Annotated in this window: 20 protein-coding genes; 11 read left to right on the top strand and 9 right to left on the bottom strand. The window is 68.3% G+C overall.

The window, feature by feature from the left end:
• The coding region (locus WS89_RS34930; protein ID WP_133168007.1) for a 4Fe-4S dicluster domain-containing protein at nucleotides 1-77 on the top strand (77 nt) is incomplete at its 5' end.
• 149 nt (nucleotides 78-226) lie between these two features.
• Here WS89_RS34930 and aroC read toward each other — a convergent pair.
• The 3 genes from aroC to WS89_RS18805 form a co-directional block, all read right to left on the bottom strand.
• Nucleotides 227-1,327: a chorismate synthase gene (gene aroC / locus WS89_RS18815; RefSeq protein ID WP_059505694.1), complete on the bottom strand. Its 1,101-nt coding sequence runs from the start codon at nucleotides 1,325-1,327 to the stop codon at nucleotides 227-229.
• 242 nt (nucleotides 1,328-1,569) lie between these two features.
• Complete coding sequence (locus tag WS89_RS18810) at nucleotides 1,570-3,504, bottom strand: MFS transporter (protein ID WP_059792603.1); 1,935 nt, start codon at nucleotides 3,502-3,504, stop codon at nucleotides 1,570-1,572.
• 142 nt (nucleotides 3,505-3,646) lie between these two features.
• A complete protein-coding gene (locus tag WS89_RS18805; RefSeq protein WP_034207093.1) occupies nucleotides 3,647-4,102 on the bottom strand; it encodes a CBS domain-containing protein in 456 nt (151 codons plus the stop codon).
• Nucleotides 4,103-4,259: 157 nt separating this feature from the next.
• Here WS89_RS18805 and WS89_RS18800 point away from each other — a divergent pair, with 157 nt between their 5' ends.
• Nucleotides 4,260-4,577: an Mpo1-like protein gene (locus tag WS89_RS18800; protein ID WP_059505690.1), complete on the top strand. Its 318-nt coding sequence runs from the start codon at nucleotides 4,260-4,262 to the stop codon at nucleotides 4,575-4,577.
• A gap of 16 nt (nucleotides 4,578-4,593) precedes the next feature.
• On the opposite strand, the gene WS89_RS18795 is transcribed toward WS89_RS18800, so the two are convergent.
• Nucleotides 4,594-5,922 carry a YihY family inner membrane protein gene (locus WS89_RS18795; protein WP_059792601.1) on the bottom strand — a complete coding sequence of 443 codons (1,329 nt, stop codon included), beginning with the start codon at nucleotides 5,920-5,922 and terminating at the stop codon, nucleotides 4,594-4,596.
• A gap of 142 nt (nucleotides 5,923-6,064) precedes the next feature.
• Here WS89_RS18795 and wrbA point away from each other — a divergent pair, with 142 nt between their 5' ends.
• From wrbA to WS89_RS18775, 4 genes are read left to right on the top strand one after another with little or no spacing between them, the layout of a single operon-like run.
• A complete protein-coding gene (wrbA, locus tag WS89_RS18790; RefSeq protein WP_059792599.1) occupies nucleotides 6,065-6,685 on the top strand; it encodes an NAD(P)H:quinone oxidoreductase in 621 nt (206 codons plus the stop codon).
• On the top strand, nucleotides 6,682-7,074 hold the full coding sequence (locus WS89_RS18785) for a DUF2069 domain-containing protein (RefSeq protein ID WP_059792597.1): 393 nt from the start codon (nucleotides 6,682-6,684) through the stop codon (nucleotides 7,072-7,074). The genes wrbA and WS89_RS18785 overlap by 4 nt, the downstream gene beginning before the upstream one ends.
• 18 nt (nucleotides 7,075-7,092) lie before the next feature.
• Nucleotides 7,093-8,514, top strand: a complete 1,422-nt coding sequence (locus tag WS89_RS18780) for an FAD-binding oxidoreductase (RefSeq protein WP_059792595.1) — start codon at nucleotides 7,093-7,095, stop codon at nucleotides 8,512-8,514.
• Nucleotides 8,515-8,539: 25 nt separating this feature from the next.
• A complete protein-coding gene (locus WS89_RS18775) occupies nucleotides 8,540-9,370 on the top strand; it encodes a metallophosphoesterase (RefSeq protein ID WP_059792593.1) in 831 nt (276 codons plus the stop codon).
• Nucleotides 9,371-9,427: 57 nt separating this feature from the next.
• On the opposite strand, the gene WS89_RS34255 is transcribed toward WS89_RS18775, so the two are convergent.
• Together WS89_RS34255 and WS89_RS18770 are read right to left on the bottom strand one after the other, a co-directional pair.
• Entirely contained in the window at nucleotides 9,428-9,580 is a 153-nt protein-coding gene (locus tag WS89_RS34255) for a hypothetical protein (protein WP_174429583.1), read from the bottom strand.
• Nucleotides 9,581-9,697: 117 nt separating this feature from the next.
• Nucleotides 9,698-10,639 (bottom strand): LysR family transcriptional regulator, encoded by a 942-nt coding sequence (locus tag WS89_RS18770; protein ID WP_059505678.1) that lies wholly within the window; start codon nucleotides 10,637-10,639, stop codon nucleotides 9,698-9,700.
• 157 nt (nucleotides 10,640-10,796) lie between these two features.
• On the opposite strand from WS89_RS18770, the gene WS89_RS18765 reads away from it, so the two are divergent.
• Genes WS89_RS18765 through WS89_RS18750 form a run of 4 tightly spaced genes read left to right on the top strand, consistent with a single transcriptional unit; the run spans nucleotide 10,797 to nucleotide 15,685 of the window.
• On the top strand, nucleotides 10,797-12,383 hold the full coding sequence (locus tag WS89_RS18765; protein WP_059792591.1) for an efflux transporter outer membrane subunit: 1,587 nt from the start codon (nucleotides 10,797-10,799) through the stop codon (nucleotides 12,381-12,383).
• Between the two features lie 15 nt (nucleotides 12,384-12,398).
• Nucleotides 12,399-14,597, top strand: coding sequence for an FUSC family protein (locus tag WS89_RS18760; protein WP_059792589.1), 2,199 nt, complete (start codon nucleotides 12,399-12,401; stop codon nucleotides 14,595-14,597).
• Nucleotides 14,594-14,797 (top strand): DUF1656 domain-containing protein, encoded by a 204-nt coding sequence (locus tag WS89_RS18755; RefSeq protein ID WP_034207084.1) that lies wholly within the window; start codon nucleotides 14,594-14,596, stop codon nucleotides 14,795-14,797. Before WS89_RS18760 ends, WS89_RS18755 begins: the two co-directional genes overlap by 4 nt.
• Nucleotides 14,798-14,809: 12 nt before the next feature.
• Nucleotides 14,810-15,685 carry an efflux RND transporter periplasmic adaptor subunit gene (locus WS89_RS18750; RefSeq protein ID WP_059505673.1) on the top strand — a complete coding sequence of 292 codons (876 nt, stop codon included), beginning with the start codon at nucleotides 14,810-14,812 and terminating at the stop codon, nucleotides 15,683-15,685.
• Between the two features lie 21 nt (nucleotides 15,686-15,706).
• On the opposite strand, the gene WS89_RS18745 is transcribed toward WS89_RS18750, so the two are convergent.
• A complete protein-coding gene (locus tag WS89_RS18745; protein ID WP_059792587.1) occupies nucleotides 15,707-17,380 on the bottom strand; it encodes a methyl-accepting chemotaxis protein in 1,674 nt (557 codons plus the stop codon).
• Nucleotides 17,381-17,781: 401 nt separating this feature from the next.
• Here WS89_RS18745 and WS89_RS18740 point away from each other — a divergent pair, with 401 nt between their 5' ends.
• Nucleotides 17,782-19,020, top strand: coding sequence for an MFS transporter (locus WS89_RS18740; protein ID WP_059792585.1), 1,239 nt, complete (start codon nucleotides 17,782-17,784; stop codon nucleotides 19,018-19,020).
• A 69-nt stretch (nucleotides 19,021-19,089) separates the two neighbouring features.
• Here WS89_RS18740 and WS89_RS18735 read toward each other — a convergent pair whose 3' ends face one another.
• Together WS89_RS18735 and WS89_RS18730 are read right to left on the bottom strand one after the other, a co-directional pair.
• Nucleotides 19,090-19,884 (bottom strand): 5'-methylthioadenosine/adenosylhomocysteine nucleosidase, encoded by a 795-nt coding sequence (locus WS89_RS18735; RefSeq protein WP_373558393.1) that lies wholly within the window; start codon nucleotides 19,882-19,884, stop codon nucleotides 19,090-19,092.
• Nucleotides 19,884-22,247 (bottom strand): UvrD-helicase domain-containing protein, encoded by a 2,364-nt coding sequence (locus WS89_RS18730; protein WP_059505700.1) that lies wholly within the window; start codon nucleotides 22,245-22,247, stop codon nucleotides 19,884-19,886. The genes WS89_RS18735 and WS89_RS18730 overlap by 1 nt, the downstream gene beginning before the upstream one ends.
• Nucleotides 22,248-22,381 lie beyond the last annotated feature (134 nt).

The raw sequence follows: 22,381 nt of genomic DNA, 5'->3' as shown, positions 1-22,381 counted from the left end.
ACATCAAGGACCCGACGCAGAACATCGTGTGGGTCACGCCCGAAGGCGGCGGCGGGCCGAATTACCCGAACATGTAAGCTGCCGAAACGCGCCGCCACGAGCGGCGCGTTTCGTTTGGTCGCCGCACACCGCCGCAAACGAAACGGGGCGCTGCATCATGCAGTGCCCCGCTTGCATTCATCGTTCGACGGTCGAGACGGCGCGCGCTGCGCCCCGCCTGCTCGTATCAGGTCGCGCTGCCGGAGATCTTCGGCGTCGGCGTCTCGACGTCGCCGCACTGCGCACGGTGACGCAGCGCATGGTCGATCAGCACCAGCGCGAGCATCGATTCGGCGATCGGCGTCGCACGAATGCCGACGCACGGATCGTGGCGACCGAAGGTTTCGACCGTCGCCTCTTCACCGCTCTTCGTGATCGAGCGGCGCGGCGTGCGAATGCTCGACGTCGGCTTGATCGCGATCGACACGGTGATGTCCTGCCCCGTCGAAATCCCGCCGAGCACGCCGCCCGCGTGGTTGCCGACGAAGCCGGCCGGCGTCAGTTCGTCGCCGTGCACCGAGCCGCGCTGCGCGACGCTGTCGAAGCCCGCGCCGATCTCGACGCCCTTTACCGCGTTGATGCTCATCATCGCCTTCGCGATATCGGCATCGAGCCGGTCGAACACCGGTTCGCCCCAGCCGACCGGCACGCCCGACGCGACAACGTCGATGCGCGCACCGATCGAATCGCCGTCCTTGCGCAGCGCGTCCATGTATGCCTCGAGCTCCGGCACGACCGCCGCGTTCGGCGAGAAGAACGGGTTCTCGTGCACGTGCGACCAGTCGACGAACGGCACGTCGATTTCGCCGAGGCCGCTCATGTAGCCGCGCACCTCGACCCCGAAGCGCTCGCGCAGCCACTTCTTCGCGACCGCGCCGGCGCCGACGATCGGCGCGGTCAGGCGCGCGGACGAGCGGCCGCCGCCGCGGTAGTCGCGGATGCCGTATTTCTGCCAGTAGGTGTAGTCGGCGTGGCCGGGACGGAACGTCTCGACGATGTTGCCGTAATCCTTGCTGCGCTGGTCGGTGTTGCGGATCAGCAGCGCGATCGGCGTGCCGGTCGTCACGCCTTCGAACACGCCCGACAGGATCTCGACCTCGTCGGCCTCCTGCCGTTGCGTCACGTGCCGCGACGTGCCCGGCTTGCGGCGATCGAGCTCGACCTGGATGTCGGCTTCGGTCAGCCCCATCCCCGGCGGGCAGCCGTCGATCACGCAGCCGATCGCGGGACCGTGCGATTCGCCGAAGGTCGTGACAGTGAAAAGCGTGCCGAGGGTATTGCCGGACATGATGGAACCGCCCAAAGAGAAATGGGCAAACCGATGCACTGCCGGGGCCGCAGGCAGGTCGATCGTTTGCCGGTCGAGAAAAGAGGTAAACCGCTATTATGCCAGCCGTCCCGGCCCTGCGGGCCGCCCGACCGCCGGCCACGCACAGGCTGCGTGCATGCGCGGCCCACGAAGGCGCGTCCGAGCGCCCGCCCCAGCCCGGACGCCGCCGAATGCCCGCGCGTTGCCGGCCCGGCGCCCGCCTACTTCCGCGCGCCGCGCAACTCCGCCACCGCCGCCTGCAACGCCTCGGGCGTCGCCACCGACGCCGGGATCGGCTCGCCGACCGCCAGCGTCAGCCGGCTCATCGCGCCGCGCTTGATGGGACGCGGCATCCGCGCATCGGTATGCCGCGAGAAATAGCTGCCCCACAGCCCGCGCAGCGCCATCGGGATCACCGGCGCCGGCGTGCGGTTCAGGATCTCGGTGATGCCGTGGTGGAACGTGTTGATGTCGCCCGTCTTCGTCAGCTTGCCCTCGGGGAAGATGCACACGAGTTCGCCGTCCTTCAGCGCGGCCTCGCACAGGTCGTACGCGCGCGCGAGCATCGCGGGATCCTCGTGACGCGGCGCGATCGGGATCGCCTTCGCATGCCGGAATACCCAGCTCGCGAAACGCGTCTTGAAGATCCGGTGATCCATCACGAAACGAATCGGGCGCGGGCTCGCGGCGGCCAGCACGAGCGCATCGACGTAGCTGACGTGGTTGCACACGAGTACCGCGGCGCCTTCCGCCGGGATCCGCTCCGCGTGCACGAGGCGGATCCGGTAGAAGGTGTGCACGAGCACCCACGCGACGAAGCGCAGCAGGAACTCGGGCACGAGCAGGTAGATATACGTCGCGACGATCACGTTCAGCAGCGCGGTGACGAGGAACAGCCCCGGAATGTCGACGCCGGCCTTGGTCAACCCCATCGCCATGACGGCCGACAGGATCATGAACAGCGCGTTCAGGATGTTGTTCGCGGCGATGATCCGCGCGCGGTGCGTCGGCGCGCTGCGGCTCTGGATCAGCGCATACAGCGGCACGCTGTAGAAGCCGCCGAACATCGCCAGCAGGAACAGATCGGCCAGGATCCGCCAGTGGCGCGCACCGGCCAGGAATTCGCCGACCGACAGCAGATGGCCGGGCGACGGCAGCGCGCGGCTCGCGAAATACAGCTCGATCGCGAACACGCTGATGCCGATCGAGCCGAGCGGCACGAGGCCGATCTCCACGCGCCGCTGCGACAACCGCTCGCACAGCAGCGAGCCGAGGCCGATGCCGACCGAGAACGTCGCGAGCAGGATCGTGACGACGTCGGGGCTCGCGGACAGCACGTCCTTCGCGAAATTGAAGAACGACGTGAGGAACGTCGCGCCGACGAACCACAGCCACGAGATACCGAGCAGGCTCAGGAACACCGTGCGGTTCTGGCGCGCGAGGCCGAGGTTGCGCCAGGTCTCGCTGACCGGGTTCCAGTTGATCACGAGGTCGGGCTGCGGCGCGGGCGTCGACGGCACGCGCTGCGCGACGAGCCGCCCGGCCAGCGCGATGACCACGACGCTCACCGCGAGCACGCGCTCGCCGCTGCCGTCGATGCCGGCCGCCGCGCCGCCGATGATCGTGCCGATCAGGATCGCGATGAACGTGCCCATCTCGACGAGACCGTTGCCGCCGACCAGTTCGTGTTCGCCGAGATGCTGCGGCAGATACGAATACTTGACGGGCCCGAACAGCGTCGAGTGCATCCCCATCATGAACGTGCACAGATACAGCAGCGTCGCGCTGTGCGTGACGAAGCCGGCCGCGCCGACCACCATCAGCACGATCTCGAAGGACTTCACGAAGCGCGTGAGGGTCGCCTTGTCATACTTGTCGGCGATCTGGCCGGACGTCGCCGAGAACAGCACGAACGGCAAAATGAAGATCGCGGAAATCAGGAACGCGGCCGTCTTCGCATCGACGCCGGAGAACCGCGCGGTGTGATACGTGACGAGCGACGTAAAGCCGATCTTGAAGACGTTGTCGTTCAGCGCGCCGAGGAACTGGGTCGTGAAGAACGGCGCGAAGCGACGCTCGCGCAGCAGGTCGAACTGCGATGCGTGCGCGCGCCGTTCGTCGCGCCGCCCGGAGGTGGCTTGCGTGTGATCGCTCATGCGGAATACGCGCGCCTCGTCTGGGCGAAGCTGCGCGGGCCTCGTGTTGTTGTCGTTGAAAAAAAGGCGGCGCAGGACAAACCTGCGCCGCCGCATGCCGGATGGCGGCGCCCATGCATCGAGGTGCCGGGCGCGGCGGGATTCACGGCTTGTGCGCTTCGGCTTCCGATTCCGGCCAGTCGCGGATGTACGCCTTCAGCATCCGGTTCTCGAAGCTCTGCGCCTCGACGACCGTCTTCGCGACGTCGTAGAACGAAATGACGCCCATCAGCACCTTCTTGTCGAGCACCGGCATGTAGCGCGCGTGACGCTCGAGCATCATCCGGCGCACTTCGTTGACGTCCGTTTCCGGCGTGCACGTGAGCGGCTCGTCCATCACCTTGCGCACCTGCACGTCGCCGATCGCGCCGCCGTTTTCGCGCAGACGCAGGATGATCTCGCGAAACGTCAGCATCCCGACGAGATCGCCGTACTCCATCACGACGAGCGAACCGATGTCGTGTTCGGCCATCGTATCGACCGCTTCGCGCAGCGGCTTATCGGGCGTCACCGTAAACAGCGTGTTGCCCTTCACTTTCAGAATATCGCTGACGCGCATCGTAGTCCCCTCATGCTTGAATGCAAAATCTCTTTCGATCCTATCGGAAAGCCTGTCAAAAGGAAAGCACGGGCCGGCGCGGCGGGCCGCCGCCGCTTGCGGACGCGGGCAGCCGGCCGCACAATGGGCTCATGAACGGCGGCCCGAGGAGACGGCCATGGCGCATACGCATACGGAGCAATTCGCCAGCTTCGCTGACTTCTACCCGTATTACCTGAACGAGCACCAGAACCTGACGTCGCGGCGGCTGCACTTCATCGGCTCGCTCGGCGTGATCGGCTGCGTAGCGATGGCGGTCGCGACCGGCAACTGGCTGTGGCTGCCGGCGGCGATCGTCTGCGGCTACGGGTTCGCATGGGTCGGACACTTCTTCTTCGAGAAGAACCGCCCGGCCACGTTCCGGCACCCGATCTACAGCCTGATGGGCGACTGGGTGATGTTCAAGGACATCTGCACCGGCAAGATCCCGCTGTAACCGCCGGGCCCCGCCGTCAGGCAGGCCGCGGCGGCCGCGCGTGCGGGTCGGCCACGCCCGGCGCCGAACCGGCGCCCCCGGCCGGCTCCGCGCCCGCGAGCCGGTGCGCGGCGATCAGCGACGCGAGCGTCACGTCGAACCGGTCGCTCGACAGCACCGCGAGCAGCGCCGCGCCGTCGACGTGGCTGCGGCGGCGCTGGAGCTGGTAGGTCAGCTCCGTGCGATCGATCACCAGCACGTCGAACAACTGCGCGAGCGTCAACTGTTCCGGGTTCGCGAGCAGGATGTAGCGCGGCGTGGCCTCGCCGTCGCCGTCGAGCCGCGCCACCCATTCCCGCTCCTCCATCGTCGTCAGCAGCCGCTGCGCGGTTTCCATGCCGCAGCGCAGCATCGTCGCGAGCCGGATCGCCGTGTAGCCACGCTTGCCGGCCGCGCGCGCGTCGGCCAGCCGCGCGAGCAGCTCGAGCGCGTCGAGCAGGTCGCTGCCCGGATAGTGGATGCGGTGGAACTGGCCGACACGAATCGCCGGCAGCGCCGACGCGACCATCGCGCCGAGCAGCGCGATGAACCAGCTCAAATACACCCACAGCAGGAACACCGGCAGCGCCGCGAACGCGCCATAGACGGCCGTATAGGTCGGAATGCGCCGGACGTAGTAGCCGAAGCCGCGCTTCGCGAGTTCGAACGCGATGGCCGCGAACAGGCCGCCGATCACCGCGTCGCGCCATGCGACCGCGCAGTTCGGCAGGTACACGTACAGCAGCGTGAACGCGAGCACCGTCAACGGCAGCGACGCAAGCGCGAGCAGCCACTCGACGATCGACGTGGACGGCCCCGCGCCGGTGAACGCGAGCGACTGCGTGAACAGGTACGACGAGATCGACAGGCTCACGCCGAACAGCAACGGCCCGAGCGTGATCAGCGCCCAGTACGCGAGCACGCGCTGCGCGAACGGCCTGGGCTTGCGCACGCGCCAGATCAGGTTGAACGCCGATTCGATCGTCATCATGGTCATCACCGACGTGACGACGAGCACGATCAGGCCGGCTGTCGTCAGCCCCTTGGCCTTCGACGCGAACTGGTTCAGGTACTTGAAGATCTGGATGTTGAACTGTGCGGGCATCAGGTGATCCGCGAGGAACCCCTGCAGCGAGATCTGGAACGACGCGAACATCGGGAACGCGGTGAACAACGCGAACGCGACCGTCAGCAGCGGCACGAGCGACAGCATCGTCGTGAAGGTCAGGCTGCCCGCCACTTGCGGGATGCGATCCTCGGCGCTGCGCCGGGCCGCGAACTGCGCGAGGCGCTTGATGGTGACGAGATCGACGCTCAACTTCGGCAAACGGCTTCTCCTTCTTGATGCTGCGCGCGTCACGGCGCGCCGCCGCGCTGCGCGACGGCTTCAGCCCCTATAATAGCCGCTCGATTCCAGCAGGGGCCGACTGCACCGGGCACGCGCGCGGCCGCATGCGGCCCCGTCGCCCATGAAAGACATCCTCGTCCTCTATTACAGCCGTCACGGCGCCACGCGCGATCTCGCGCTCGCGATCGCGAACGGCATCGACAGCGTGCCGGGCATGCAGGCCCGCATCCGCACCGTGCCGCCCGTGTCGGCCGTCTGCGAAGCCACCGCCCCCGACATCCCGGCCGACGGCCCGCCCTACGCGGAACTGCGCGACCTCGAGGAATGCGCGGGCCTCGCGCTCGGCTCACCGACCCGCTTCGGCAACATGGCCGCGCCGCTCAAGTATTTCCTCGACGGCACGACGCCGCAATGGCTGTCGGGCGCGCTGACCGGCAAGCCCGCGAGCGTGTTCACGTCGACGGGCAGCCTGCACGGCGGCCAGGAATCGACGCTGCTGTCGATGATGCTGCCGCTGCTGCATCACGGGATGATGATCGTCGGGATCCCGTACACCGAATCCGCCCTCAGCACGACGCGTACGGGCGGCACGCCGTACGGCGCGTCGCACGTCGCGCAACACGACCGCGCGGCGTCCGGCGGGCTGTCGGCGGACGAGAAGGCGCTCGCGGCCGCGCTCGGCGTACGGCTCGCGCGCGCCGCCGCGGCCCTCGCCGGCGCCCAGGCCACCGAGGCGGCATGAGCGCCCCCGCCCGCCCCGCCGTCGCGGCCCGGCCGCGCCATGCGCGGGCCGCCGCTGCGTGTCTCGTCGCGCTGATCGCGCTGTCGCTCGCGTGGGAGCTGTGGCTCGCGCCGTTGCGCCCCGGCGGCTCCGCGCTGATGCTCAAGGCCGTGCCGCTGGCGCTCGCGCTGCCCGGCGTCTGGCGGCGTAACATCTATACGATGCAGTGGGCGAGCATGCTGATCCTCGTCTATCTTGCAGAAGGTATCGTGCGCGGCATGTCCGATCGCGGGCTGTCCGCGACGCTCGGCTGGTGCGAGACCGCGCTTGCCGTCGGCTTCTTCGTGGCGGCGCTGGCTTACGTCGCGCCGTTCAAGCGCGCGGCGAAAAAACCGCGCGCCACGTCCTGACCCTTACGCGACAAGGTGATGATGTCCTCCGAAGCTTTCGTTTCCGCGTGCCGCGACGCGATCGGCGCCGAGCACGTGCTGACCGATCCGCACGATACCGATCCGTTCCTGACCGACTGGCGCCGCCGCTACAAGGGCGCGGCATGCGCGGTGCTGAAACCCGCGAACACGGCTGAAGTCGCCACGCTCGTGAAGCTCGCCAACGCGCACGGCGTCGCTCTCGTGCCGCAAGGCGGCAATACGGGCCTCGCCGGCGGCGCGACGCCCGATGCGAGCGGCAACCAGGCCGTGCTGAGCGTCGCGCGCCTGAACCGCATGCGCGCACTCGATCCGCACAACAACACGATCACCGTCGAAGCCGGCGTGATCCTCGCCGACGTGCAGGCGCGCGCCCGGGAAGGCGGCCGGCTGTTCGCGCTGAGCCTCGCGGCGGAAGGCAGTTGCACGATCGGCGGCAACCTGTCGACCAATGCGGGCGGCACCGCGGTGCTGCGCTACGGCAACGCGCGCGAGCTGTGCCTCGGCCTCGAGGTCGTGACGCCGCAGGGCGAGATCTGGGACGGGCTGCGCGGACTGCGCAAGGACAACACGGGCTACGACCTGCGCGACTTGTTCATCGGCGCCGAAGGCACGCTCGGCATCATCACGGCGGCGGTGATGAAGCTGCATCCGCTGCCGGCGGCACAGGTGACGGCGCTGGCCGCGCTCGAATCGCCGCACGCGGCGCTCGATTTCCTCGCGCTGGCGCAGCGGGCGGCCGGGCCGCTGTTGACCGGCTTCGAGCTGATGTCGGATTTCTGCATGCAGCTGGTCGGCAAGCACTATCCGCAACTGCGCTACCCGTTCGCGCAGACCCATGCGCAAACGGTGCTGCTGGAGCTGTCCGACAACGAAAGCGAAGCGCATGCGCGCGCGCTGTTCGAGAAGCTGATGGAAGAAGCGTTCGAGGCCGGGCTCGTGGTCGACGCGGTGGTCGCGGAGAACCTCGCGCAATCGCGTGCGTTCTGGGACCTGCGCGAGCACATCCCGCTCGCGCAGGCCGACGAAGGGCTCAACATCAAGCACGACATCGCGGTGCCGATCTCGTCGATCGCCCGCTTCATCGACGAGACCGACGCGGCGATCCAGCAGGCCGCGCCGGGCGCGCGCATGGTCACGTTCGGCCACCTCGGCGACGGCAACCTGCACTACAACGTGCAGATGCCCGAAGGCGGCGATGCGAAGGCGTTCCTCGCCGCGTTCCAGGCGCCGATCAACCGGATCGTCTACGACAACGTGCACCGCCACCACGGCACGATCAGCGCGGAGCACGGCATCGGCCAGTTGAAGATCGACGACGCGCAGCGCTACAAGTCGCCGGTCGAAACGACGCTGATGCGCACGCTGAAGACCGCGCTCGACCCGCGCGGCCTGATGAATCCCGGCAAGGTCCTGCGCTGAAGCCGCCTGCTCCGGAGCGAATCCCGTGAAAATCCGCGTCCTGTCCGACCTGCATCTCGAAAGCAACCTGCCCGACGCGATCCCGCATGCCGACGCCGATCTCGTCGTGCTGGCCGGCGACATTCACAATCACGCGGAAGGCCTGCGCTGGGCCGCCGAGACGTTCGACCCTGCGGTGCCGGTGATCTACGTGCCGGGCAACCACGAGTACTACGACGGGGAATTCGGCGCGCTGGAGGCGGCCATGCGCGACGCGGCGCACACGCTCGACAACGTGCATTACCTGAACAACGGCGTCTACGTCGATTCCGCCCAACGCTTCCGCGTGCTGGGCACGACGCTCTGGACCGATTTTTCGCTGTTCGGCCGAGACGAAGCCAGCGTCGCGCGCGCGACCGAGGCCGGCCTGCGCGTGATGCTCGATTTCAAGGGATTGATCCAGGTGACCTGGCCGCACGACGCGACGGTGCATACGACGGCAGAGGCGCCGGAACGGGATTTCGCGCCGGCCGACGCGATCGCGCTGCACCGGCGAGGCCGTGCATGGCTGGAAGCGCAGCTGGCGGCGCCGTTTGCGGGCAGGACGATCGTCGTCACCCATCATGCGCCGCACCGCCGCTCGCTGGCGGAACGCTATGCGGAAGATCTGGCGTCGGCGGGGTTCGTCACGGACATGGCGGAACTGGTGCAGCCGCCGGTGGATCTGTGGCTGCACGGCCACACGCATACGTCATTCGACTACGTTGCGGACGGCGGCACGCGCGTGGTGTGCAATCCGCGCGGCTACCTTCACCGGCGCACCGGCGAATGGGAAAACCCCGCGTTCGCGTGGGACAAGGTCGTCGAACTCGGCTGAGCGCCGGCCGGGCGGCCGCGTGGCGCGGCCTTCCCGACCTGAGGCGCGACGGCAGGATCAGCGGCCGGGGCGGCGCGGGTCGCGCACGCGGACCGGCACGGGCTTCATCTGCGCCTTCGCCTTCATCGCACGCAGCAGGTCGCGGGTCGCCGCCGCGGCAGCAGCCGCGCCCAGCAGGACGCCAAGGCCGATCATCAGGTGCGTATCCATCGCTACTCCGGTGTGGTGTATCTCGTTAATTCCAACAGTATCAAACTGTCTGACACACGTTCGTAAAAAAATGTTGCGCGAAGGACAAATCTCGTCAGATTGCGGTCGACTGCGCGCTCATGTCGCACGCGTGTACTGTTCGAGCGCGGCTTCGTCGGCTTCGAGCGTGAGCGGCAATTCTTCGCGCAGGAAATCGACCCAGGTCCGGATTTTCGCGTCGAGGTACTGGCGCGACGGATACAGCGCGTAAATGTTCATCACGTGCGACCGGTACTCGGGCATCACGCGCACGATGTGCCCGCTGCGCAGCCAGCCGATCGCCGAATAGACCGGCAACCCGCCGACGCCCATCCCCTCCCGCACGGCCACCGCGAGCGCCTCGGCGACGTTCACGCGGAACGGCGGCGCCGTGATCGGCACGACCTCGTCGCCGTTCGGCCCCGCCAGCGCCCATTCGTCGAAGTGAAAGCCCGGCGCGACCATCCCGAGGCACACGTGCTGCGCGAGATCGGCCGGCCGCTGCGGCACGCCATGCGACTCGACGTAGCCCGGCGATGCACACACGACGCTATAGCTCTCGCCGAGCCGCTGCGACACGAGCCCCGAATCGGGCAGATCGCGGCCGACCACGATCGCGACGTCGTACCCCTCGTCGAGCAGGTCGGGCATGCGCTGCGCGAGCGTCAGCTCGACGTGCACGTCCGGGTAGCGCTCGCGGTAGCGCGCGATGGCCGGCACCAGATAGTGCTGGCCGAGGCTCGTGAAGCAATGGACCTTCAGCTTGCCGGACGGGCGCGCATGCGCGTCGCCGGCCTCGGCTTCGGCCTGGTCGACGTACGCGAGGATCTGTTCGCAGCGTTGCAGATAGCGCTCGCCGGCTTCGGTCAGCGCGATCCGGCGCGTCGTGCGGTTCAGCAGACGCGTGCGCAGGTGTGCCTCGAGATCCGAGACCGCGCGCGACGCGTAGGCGGTGGTCGAATTCATCTGCTGGGCGGCCGCGGTAAAGCTGCCCGCGTCGACCACGCGGACGAATACCCGCATGTTTTGTAGCGTATCCATCCTGTTACCCCTGTGAATCCGGAGGGATTGTTGCACAGGGCCCAACAAATATTATCTCAAGATTCGTAAAAATGACTTGCACCGTTGTCCGTATATTCAGGAATCGCTGAAAAATATAATCGCTTCCGACTCATCTATATCCGAAAGGGAGAAAATCGTGCAGTCTCCGGCGACAAAAGGGACGCTCGCACTGGCGGTTCTTGCAGTCTCATTAATAATGGCCGGTTGCGCGAGCATGGGCGACAACAAAACCCAGTCCACCCGTATCGAGGCGAACGCGCTCGATGCCGGCGCGGCGATCCGCGCGGCCGACCGCGACGCGGGCTGGCCCGCCGCAGACTGGTGGCGCGCGTACCGCGATCCGCAGCTCGATGCGTGGATCGCCGCCGCCCAGGCCGGCAACCCGACCCTCGCGGCCGCCGAGGCCCGCGTGCGCGAAGCCCAGGCGATGGCGCGCGTCGCGCGTTCGGCCGAACTGCCGCAGATCAACGGCAATCTGTCGCTGATGCGCGAGCACTGGCCGGACAACGTGTACTACGGCCCGGGCCCGCTCGCGAACGCCGACACCTGGAACAACACCGGCACGCTCGGCCTGTCGTACCACCTCGATTTGTGGGGCAAGGACAAGAACGCAACCGAGCGCGCGCTCGACACCGCGCACGCGAGCGCCGCCGACGCACGGGCGGCGAAGCTCGAACTCGAGGTCAACGTCGTGCGCGCGTATGTCGGCATGTCGATGAACTACGCGCTGCTCGATCTCGCGCACGAAACCTTCGAACGCCAGCGCGCGCTCGCCGATCTCGCACGCAAGCGGCTGCAGGCCGGCCTCGGCACGCAGCTCGACGTGAGCCAAGCGGAATCGACGCTGCCCGACTACGAGCGCCAGATCGACAGCTACGAAGAAGCGATCCAGCTCGCGCGCCACCAGATCGCCGCCCTCGCCGGCAAGGGCCCGGGTGCCGGCGACACCATCAAGCGGCCGCAACTTGCGCTCGATGCGCCGGCGGGCCTGCCGTCGGCGCTGCCGGCCGACCTGCTCGGCCGCCGCCCCGACGTCGTCGCGGCGCGCTGGACGGTCGACGCGCAGGCGCGCGGCATCGACGTCGCGAAAGCGTCGTTCTACCCGAACATCGACCTGCTCGCGACGGTCGGCGGCTTCGGCGTGACCGCGCCGTTCACCGACTTCCTGCGCGCGATGAACGGCGGCTGGACGGCCGGCCCCGCGCTGTCGCTGCCGATCTTCGAAGGCGGCCGGCTGCGCGCGCAGCTCGGCGCCGCGAATGCCGGCTACGACCAGGCGGTCGAGCGCTACAACCAGACGATCGTCGGCGCGCTCAAGGACATCGCCGACCAGGTCGTGCGGATCCGCTCGCTCGAGACACAGAAGAAGGACGCCGCGCGGTCGGTGGCGGCCAACGATCGCAGCTATCGACTGTCGCGCGAAGGCTTCCGCCGCGGGCTGACCGATTACGTGAACGTGCTGGTCGCGCAGCAGCAACTGCTGCGCGCGCAGGAAACGGCCGCCCGCATCGACGCGGAACGCCTCGCCGCGCACGCGCAGTTGATGGCCGCGCTCGGCGGCGGGATCGAGACGGGCAAGGACGTTCCGGCGGACGACCGCCCCGCCGACGGCGCCGACCCGTCGGGCGCGAAGCCCGCAGCGGCCGTTGCCCGGCCCGCGGAAGTCGCCGCTGCCGGCACGTCCGGGACGCCCCGGACGTCCGCCGTGCCGGCCGCACGGTAACGCGGAGCGCCCGCCATGTCAGCCTCCTCTCCCGCTTCCACGCCCGCCGGCGGTCCGCTCGCGGCCTGGTATGCCGCGTTCGGCGACTGGGCCCGCACCGACGGCGCCGCGTGGCTCTACCTGTTCAAGGCGCTGCTCGCCGCGTTCATCGCGACCGGCGTGTCGATGCGGCTCGACCTGCCCGCGCCGAAAACGGCGATGACGACGGTGTTCATCGTGATGCAGCCGCAAAGCGGCGCGGTGCTCGCCAAAAGTTTCTACCGCGTCGCCGGCACGATCTTCGGGCTGATCGCGACGCTCACCTTCGTCGGGCTGTTCCCGCAGCAGCCGCAACTGTTCCTGCTGGCGGTCGCGCTGTGGGTCGCCCTGTGCACGGCCGGCGCCGCGCGCAACCGCAATTTCCGCAGCTACGGCTTCCTGCTGGCCGGTTACACGACCGCGCTGATCGGGCTGCCCGCGTCGCAGCACCCGGACGGCGCGTTCATGAGCGCGATGACGCGGGTGGCCGAAATCATGGTCGGGATCGTGTCGGCCGGCGTGGTCAGCGCACTCGTGTTTCCGCAGACCACCGGCGAGCAGATGCGCACGACGGTGCGCAAGCGCTTCGGCAGCTTCGTCGACTACGTCGCGGCGGCGCTGTCGGGCCAACTCGACCGCGCGCATATCGAAACCATCCATACGCGCTTCGTCGCCGACGTGGTCGGGTTCGAGGCCGCGCGCAGCATGGCCGTGTTCGAGGATCCGGACACGCGGATGCGCAGCGGCCGCCTCGCGCGGCTGAACAGCGAATTCATGAGCGCGTCGAGCCGGTTCCATGCGCTGCACCAGTTGATGAACCGGCTGCACGCGGCCGGTGCGCAGGCCGCGATCGACGCGATCGAGCCGTACTTCCGCGAGATCGCACCGCTGCTGCTGACACCCGCCGGCGAACCGGTGCGCACGTCGGCCGATGCGGGCCACGCGGCCGCGCAACTGCTTGCGTGGCGCGACGCGCTGCCGCGCCGCATCCGCGCGACGCGCGCCGCACTCGAAACGCAGCCGGACTTTCCGCTGCTCGACTTCGACACGGCCGCCGAACTGCTGTACCGCTTCATCACCGACCTGCACGAGTACGCGGCCACCTATGCGTCGCTGTCGACCGCGACACACGAGCGCGAACGCTGGATCGAGCGCTACGAGCCGCGCACCAATGCGACCGCGATGGTGATCGCGGCGATTCGCACCGCGACCGTGATTCTCGTGCTCGGCTGGTTCTGGATCGAGACCGCGTGGCCGAGCGGCGTGACGATGACGCTGACGGCCGCGGCCACCTGCGCGCTCGCGTCGTCGACGCCGCGCCCGACCGCGATGTCCGCGCAGATGGGCATGGGCACGGCGCTCGCCGTCTGCACGGGCTTCCTGCTGACGTTCGGCATCTATCCGCACATCGACGGTTTTCCGCTGCTGTGCGTCGCGCTCGCGCCGCTGCTCGCGATCGGCATCTTCATGACGCTGAAGCCGAAGCTCGCCGGCTACGGGATGGGCTACCTGATCTTCTTCAGCTTCCTCGCCGGCCCGGACAACATCACGCACTACGATCCGACCGGGTTCATGAACGATTCGCTCGCGCTCGTGCTGTCGATGCTGGTGTCGGCGATCGCGTTCGCGGTGCTGTTCCCGCCGACCGCGCCGTGGCTCAAGAAGCGGCTGTTCGCGGACCTGCGCCACCAGGCCGTCGCGGCCGGCCACGCACGGCTCGCGGGCTTGCGCACGCGCTTCGAGAGCGGTGCGCGCGACCTGATGTACCAGGCGCACACGCTGTCGGCCGACCAGCCCGACGTGCAACGCGACGCACTGCGCTGGATGTTCGCGGTGCTCGAAACCGGCAACGCGACGATCGACCTGCGTCACGAGCTCGCGACGCTGCCGTCCGAGCCGCGCTATGCGCCCGCGATGCCGTGGCGGCGCGCGATCGAAACGATGCGCACCGCGCTGTCGGCGCTGTTCTCGAAGCCGAGCGCCGCGCGTTTCGATGCGACGCTCGCCGCGACCAACGCAGCGATCGACGCGACCCGGCAAACGCTCGATGCGTTCGAGCCGTCGCGCGAAGAGCGCCACCGGCTGCAGCGCATCCTGAGCCATCTGCATTTCGTGCGGACCGCGCTGCTCGACCCGGAATCGCCGCTCGAGCCGCTCAACCGCCCCGTGCGTCCTCAACCCGGAGCCTCGTCATGATGCCGCGTGAAATCGCCATTCTCGATGCCTACATGCCCACGGTGGTGCTGATGTTCGCGCTCGGCGCGATCGCGACCTGGGCCGTCGATCGCCTGCTCGCCTATACGGGCCTCTACCGTCTCGTCTGGCACCCGTCGCTGTTCCGGGCCTGCCTTCTCGTCTGCATTTGCGGCGGACTGAGTCTTGCCGTTTACCGTTGATTCCGAACCATCATGATTCTCAGAAAACTCTTCGGCTTCGTCGCGACCGCCGTCATCCTTCTCGTCGCGATCCTGATCGGGCGCTCGCTGTGGGTGCACTACATGGACGATCCGTGGACGCGCGACGGGCGCGTGCGCGCCGAGATCGTCAACGTCGCGCCGGACGTGTCGGGCGCGATCGTCGAACTGCCGGTGCATGACAACCAGCTCGTGAAGAAAGGCGACCTGATCATGCAGATCGACCCGTCGCACTACCGGATCGCGGTCGAGCAGGCGCAGGCGGCGGTGGCCGCCCGTCGCGCGGAACTGCAGATGCGCCGCGACGACGCGGCACGCCGCGCGGATCTCGATGCGCTCGTCGTGTCGAAGGAAAACCGCGAGAACGCGGCACACAGCGCGTCGAGCGCCGAGGCGCAGTACCAGCAGGCCGTCGCCGCGCTCGACGCCGCGAAGCTCAACCTCGAACGCACGCGCGTCGTCGCGCCGGTCGACGGCTACATCACGAACCTGCAGACGTTCAAGGGCAACTATGCGGTGGCCGGCCAGGCGAAGCTCGCGATCGTCGACAGCCACTCGTTCTGGGTCTACGGCTACTTCGAGGAAACCAAGCTGCCGCGCGTGAAGATCGGCGCGCCGGCCGAGATGCGGCTGATGAGCGGCGGCGTGATGAAGGGCCACGTCGAGAGCATCTCGCGCGGCATCTACGACCGCGACAACCCGCAAAGCCGCGACCTCGTCGCGGACGTGAACCCGACCTTCAACTGGGTGCGCCTCGCGCAGCGCGTGCCGGTGCGCATCAGGATCGACGAAGTGCCGGCCGACGTGGTGCTGTCGGCGGGCACGACCTGCACGGTCATCATCGATCCGGACAAGCGGAAGAAGTCGTAATCGCCCGGGCGCGCCGCGCGCTCACACCGCGATACGGAAACGCCCGACCAGCGTCTTCAATACCTGCGCCTGCTCGTCGAGCGCGTTCGCGGCAGCGGCCGCCTGTTCGACGAGCGCCGCGTTCTGCTGCGTACCGGCGTCCATCTGCGTGACCGCGCGGCCGATCTCTTCGATCCCCGCGCTCTGCTCGTCCGACGCCGCCGAGATCTCGCCGATGATGTCGGTCACGCGCTTGACCGCGCGTACCACGTCGCCCATCGTGCGGCCCGCGTCGTGCGCGAGCGCCGCGCCGTTCGCCACGCGCTCGACCGACGCGCCGATCAGTTCCCGAATCTCCTTGGCCGCCGTCGCCGAGCGCTGCGCGAGCAGCCGCACCTCGCCCGCGACCACCGAGAAGCCGCGCCCCTGCTCGCCGGCACGCGCGGCTTCGACCGCCGCGTTCAACGCGAGAATGTTGGTCTGGAATGCGATCCCCTCGATCGTACCGATGATGTCGCGAATGTTCTTCGCGCTGTCGTCGATCTCGCTCATCGTCGCGACCACGCGCCCGACGACCTCGCCGCCCGTCTCCGCGACCGCCGACGCATTGGCCGCGAGCGTGCTCGCCTGCCGCGCGTTCTCGGCGTTCTGCCGCACGGTCGACGTGAGCTGCTCCATGCTGGCCGCGGTGCGCTCGAGCGCGACGGCCTGCTGTTCGGTGCGCCGCGACAGGTCGAGGTTGCCGGTCGAGATTTCGCCGGACGCGGCCGCGATCGCCTCGGCGCTCACCGCAATCTCGCCCACGGTGGCCGCGAGCCCCGTCTGCATCTCGGCCAGCGCGCGCACCATGCTGTCGCGGTCGTGGCGGCCGAGCGCGATCGGTCGCGTCAGATCGCCGCGCGCGATGTCCGCGGCAATCTCCTTCGCGTATGCGGGCTCGCCGCCGAGCTGCGACGCAAGGCGCCGCACGACGCGCTCGGCGATCGCGACGGCCAGCACGATCAGCGCAGCCGTCATCGCCGCGATCATCGCGAACGACGACGAAAAAATGGTGGCGGACGCATCGAGCGTCGCCTTCGACTTTTCGCCGCGCGTCTTCACGAGTTCGGCGACGAGTTTTTCGAGCTTGCCGGTTTCGACCAGCAGCGACACGTCCTGCGTGCCGACCTGCCAGTTCATCTGCGACAGGTCGAGCGGCTGCGCACGCACGAGCGTGACGAAATCGCGCAGATGCGCGCTCCACGTGCCGACCGCCGTCGAGAATGCGTGCAGCCGCGCCGAATCGCCGGCATCGGCCGGATCCGCATAGTGCTGCAGCGTGCCGAGCGCCTGGCCGATCGACGCGAGCCCCGCGCTCACCTCGGCGCCGAGTTCGTCGCGCTCCTTCGCGGTGGTCGCGGTCAGCAGCATCTTCTGCGCGCGGCTCGCCCGCAGCACTTCGGCGCGGACTTCCTCGGCCGCACGGCTCGCGACGTGCCCCTGCGCGTAGACCGACGCGATCGACGCGTTCAGGCGGCTGATCTGCCACAGCGAAAACATGCCGATCGCGAGCGTGCCGGCCAGCAGGACCGCGAATGCGGCGCGCAACGTCGCCTTGACGGTCCACGGCCGGCGCGCGCGACGCGCCGCCTGCGCGCGCCGAGCGGCGCGACCGGCGGCAACGTCGGGTGCGGCGGCGGCTGCACCGGGCTGTGGATGCAAAGATGCTGCTTTCATCGATCTACCCCGTATTGATCACGCTGCCGGAAAGGTCGGTCCCGGCGTTCCCGCGACGGCTGGCCATGCCGCGCGTCCTGCCCCTGCCCGGCGGGTAGCCGGCGCCGGGCGGCGCACCTGTTGTCATTGGGTCGTTCTACGGCCGCAGCCGCCGTTTCTTGAGTCCGGTAAAACACCACCCGGCCCCGGGCGCGCTGCCGCTGACGGGCCGACACGCCGCCAGCGTTATACCCGTTCAAAAAAGTACGCACCGGCCGATCCGTCACATGAATGTCCGATTCACGACAAAACTTGTCCTGACATTCTCGATACGCCACATTACACTTCTTTGACGCAGCAACGATCCAGAACGCGCCGATCCCCAACAGAGCGCGCCAGCCACCTCAACTCGTTCAGCTCTCATGGAAACCAGCCTCGACTCCGGCTCCGCCGGCGCAGCCGCCGCCCAGCCGTCCGCACCGCCCGTCGCCCGCACCGTCTATCCGGTGCTCGGCGCAATCAGCTTCTCGCACATGCTCAACGACATGATCCAGTCGTTGATCCTCGCGATCTATCCGATGCTCAAGAGCCAGTTCGCGCTGTCGTTCGCGCAGATCGGCCTGATCACGCTCACCTACCAGATCACCGCGTCGCTGCTGCAACCGCTCGTCGGCCTCTATACCGACAAGCGTCCGAAGCCGTATTCGCTGCCGGTCGGCATGGGCTTCACGCTCGCAGGCTTGCTGCTGATGTCGGCGGCGTCGAATTTCCCGATGCTGCTGGTGGCCGCCGCGCTCGTCGGCTGCGGCTCGTCGGTGTTCCACCCCGAATCGTCGCGGGTCGCGCGGATGGCATCGGGCGGCCAGCACGGGCTCGCTCAGTCGGTGTTCCAAGTGGGCGGCAATGCAGGCTCGGCGCTCGGGCCGCTGCTCGCCGCGCTCGTGATCATTCCGCACGGCCAGCACAGCATCGCGTGGTTCTCGGCGGCCGCGCTCGTCGCGATGATCGTGCTCACGCAGATCGGCCACTGGTACAAGAAGCATCCGTCGATGAAGAAGAAGGCCGCCTCGGCCGGCCACCCGACGCTGTCGCGCGGCCGCGTGATGGGCGCGATCGGCGTGCTGGTACTGCTGGTGTTCTCGAAGTACTTCTACCTCGCGAGCATCAACAGCTATTTCACGTTCTACCTGATCGACAAGTTCCACCTGTCGGTGCAGGCCGCGCAGATCCACCTGTTCGTGTTCCTCGCGGCGGTGGCGGCCGGCACGCTGATCGGCGGGCCCGTCGGCGACCGGATCGGCCGCAAGTACGTGATCTGGGTGTCGATCCTCGGCGTCGCGCCGTTCACGATGCTGCTGCCGTACGCGAACCTGTTCTGGACGAGCGTGCTGACCGTGATCATCGGCGTCGTGCTGGCGTCGGCGTTCGCCGCGATCCTCGTCTATGCGACGGAGCTGATGCCCGGCAAGGTCGGGATGGTCGCGGGCCTGTTCTTCGGCTTCGCATTCGGCCTGGGCGGCGTCGGCGCGGCCGTGCTCGGCCAGCTCGCGGACGCGACGAGCATCCCGTTCGTCTACAAGGTGTGCTCGTTCCTGCCGCTAATCGGTGTGCTGACGGTGTTCCTGCCGAACCTCGAAAGCGGCCGGCGCAAGAAGGCGTGACGAACGACCGGCCGCGGCGTGCGCGCCGCGGCCGGTCGAATGGTACTAACGGGGGATTCGACGGCGGCTTCAGGCCGCCGTCGTCGCATGGAGCGTCAGGAAACGCTCGAGGATGCCGGACGAATAGCTGCTCGCGATCGCCGACAGGAAGTGCGAGAACGACTGCGTCGCGTGATCGTCGGCCGTGTCGGAGATCGTGCGCACGAGCGCGAACGGCACGTCGTGTTCCGCGCATACCTGCGCGATCGCCGCGCCTTCCATTTCGACCGCGAGCGCGTCCGGCAGCGCGTCGCGCAGCGCGACGACCTCGCGCTCGCTCGACACGAAGCGGTCGCCGCTGATGATCAACCCGCCGTGTAGCGTCGCGCCGGCCAGCCCGAAGCGCTCGGCGAACTGCGCGCCCTCTTCTTCGACGAACAGCGCGCACGCAGCCCGCAAGCGGGCCGTCAGCGCCGGGTCGGTCGCGAAGCGCGTGATGCCGAGCAGCGGCACCTCGTAGCGCGGAAACAGCGGCGACGCATCGAGATCGTGCTGCAGCAGCGCATCGGCCACGACGACGTCGCCGACCCGCACCGTGCGCGACACCCCGCCCGCGACGCCGGTGAACACGACGCCCGATACGCCGAACACGTGGATCAGCGCGCTGACCGTCGCGGCGGCCGCGACCTTGCCGACCCGCGCGAGCGTGACGATGCAGGCCGCACCGTGCACGGTGCCGACGTGATAATCGCGGCGGCCGAGCGTGACCGTCTTCATCGCGCCGTCGGCGCGCATCGCGGCGATCAGGTCGCCGAGTTCCTCGGGCAGCGCGGCCAGAATGCCGAGCGGCTGGGCGGCAGGCGTAACGGCCATGTCGACGTCCATCATTCCACCGCCTGCAGTTTCGCGACCGCGAGCGCGAGCCATTTCTCGCCGTGGCGCTTGAACTTCACCTGCGCCTTCGCATCGGTGCCGTTGCCTTCGAGCGCGGTCACCGTGCCTTCGCCGAATTTCGTATGGAACACCTGCTGGCCGACCCGGAAGCCGGTGTCGGCCGCGCGCTGCTTGTCCGCGAACGCCGGCAGCGGCGCGGACACGGCCGCATCGACGAACTGCTCGCGGCTGCCGCCTCCCGGCCGCGCGAACCAGTCGCGCCCGTAACCGGCATTGTCCGAACGCCCGCCCCAACGCGACCCGGCCTCGACCTTCGGCGTCAACCACTTCAGCACGTGCTCCGGCAGTTCGTCGAAGAAGCGCGAGCGCACGTTGTAGCGGGTCTGGCCGTGCAGCATCCGGCTTTGCGCGAACGACAGGTAGAGCCGCTCCTTCGCGCGCGTGATCGCGACGTACATCAGCCGGCGCTCTTCCTCGAGGCCGTCCGATTCGAGCACGCTGTTCTCGTGCGGGAACAGCCCCTCCTCGAGCCCCGTGATGAACACGGCCGAGAACTCGAGCCCCTTCGCCGCGTGCACCGTCATCAGCTGCACGGCGTCCTGGCCGGCCTGCGCCTGGTTGTCGCCCGCCTCCAGCGACGCGTGCGACAGGAAGCCCGCGAGCGGCGTCATCGTGTCGGGGTTCTGCGCGGGGTCGGCGGGCGAAGTCGGATCGAGCACGTCGAGCGCCGGATCGTCCGTCGCGGCGCTCAGCTCGGGCGCCGCGATCGCGCCCGCGCGCAGCGGGATCGAGCGGGCCGGCGTGTCGAGTCCGTAGCCTTCCTCGGCGATGAACGCGGTGGCCGCGTTCACGAGTTCCTGCAGGTTTTCGAGGCGATCCTGGCCTTCGCGCTCGCCCTGGTAGAAATCGGCGAGGCCGCTCGCGCGCACGATGTGCTCGACGGTGTCGGGCAGGTTCATGTGCTGCGTGTCGGCGCGCATCTTCGCGATCAGGTTCGCGAACCCGCCGAGGCTCGTGCCGGCCTTGCCGGTCACGTACGGAATCGCGGCGGCCATCGAGCAGCCGTACAGGCGCGCGGCGTCGGCCAGTTGCTCGACCGAGCGCGCGCCGATCCCGCGGGTCGGAAAATTGACGACGCGCGCAAATGCCGTGTCGTCGTTCGGGTTGTCGATCAGGCGCAGGTAGGCGAGCGCGTGCTTCACTTCCTGCCGCTCGAAAAAGCGCAGGCCGCCGTACACGCGATACGGAATGCCCGACGACATCAACGTGTGCTCGATCGAGCGCGACTGCGCGTTGCTGCGGTACAGGACGGCCACTTCGCTGCGCGCCATCCCGGTGTTGATCAGCGAACGGATCTCCTCGACGATCCAGCCGGCCTCCTGCGAATCGGTGCTGGCTTCGTACACGCGCACGGGCTCGCCGTGGCCGGCATCGGTGCGCAGGTTCTTGCCGAGGCGGTGCGCGTTGTTCGAGATCAGCTGGTTCGCCGCATCGAGGATATTGCCGTGCGACCGGTAGTTCTGCTCGAGCTTGATCAGGTTGCGCACGCGGAATTCATCTTCGAAGTCGCGCATGTTGCCGACGTTCGCGCCGCGGAATGCGTAGATCGATTGATCGTCGTCGCCGACCGCGAAGATCGCGTTCTCGCCGCCGGCGAGCATCTTGAGCCACGCGTACTGCAGCTTGTTGGTGTCCTGGAACTCGTCGACGAGAATGTGCCGGAAGCGCGCCTGATAGTGCGCGCGCAACGGCGCGTTGTACGCAAGCAGCTCGTAGCAACGCAGCAGCAGCTCGGGGAAATCGACGACGCCTTCGCGCTGGCACTGCTGGTCATACGCCTGGTACAGCTCGACGAACTTGCGGTTGAAGTTGTCGGTCGCGTCGACCTTGTCCGGGCGCAGCCCCTGCTCCTTCGCGTTGTTGATGAAGTACTGGACGTTTTTCGGCGGGTACTTTTCGTCGTCGACGTTCGCCGCCTTCATCAGCCGCTTGATCGCGGACAGCTGGTCGGCCGTGTCGAGGATCTGGAAGGTCTGCGGCAGGCCGGCATCGCGCCAGTGCGTGCGCAGCATCCGGTTGCACAGGCCGTGGAACGTGCCGATCCACATCCCGCGCGTGTCGATCGGCATCATCGCCGACAGGCGCGCCATCATCTCGCGCGCGGCCTTGTTCGTGAAGGTGACGGCGAGCACGGTGGGCGGCGACGCATAGCCCTGCTGGATCAGCCATGCGATGCGCGTGATCAGCACGCGGGTCTTGCCGCTGCCCGCCCCTGCGAGGATCAGCGCCGGTTCGTTCGGCAACGTGACGGCGGCGAGTTGTTCGGGGTTCAGATTGGCGAGCAGATCGGGCATGGAGCGGCAGCTGACGGGCGAGAAAAATGCGGACCCGCCATTATAAGTCGGCCGCGCGATACCGTTTCCGATCCGTTCGGCCGCACGTCGCACGCGCATCGCAGGCCCGTTGCGGCCGCGCCCCGACGGGCCTG

It is taken from the genome of Burkholderia sp. MSMB1072 (assembly GCF_001524725.1).
Lineage (GTDB): Bacteria > Pseudomonadota > Gammaproteobacteria > Burkholderiales > Burkholderiaceae > Burkholderia.
The sequence above is the reverse complement of the archived record's forward strand: the minus strand, read 5'-3'. Positions and strand labels throughout refer to the sequence as shown.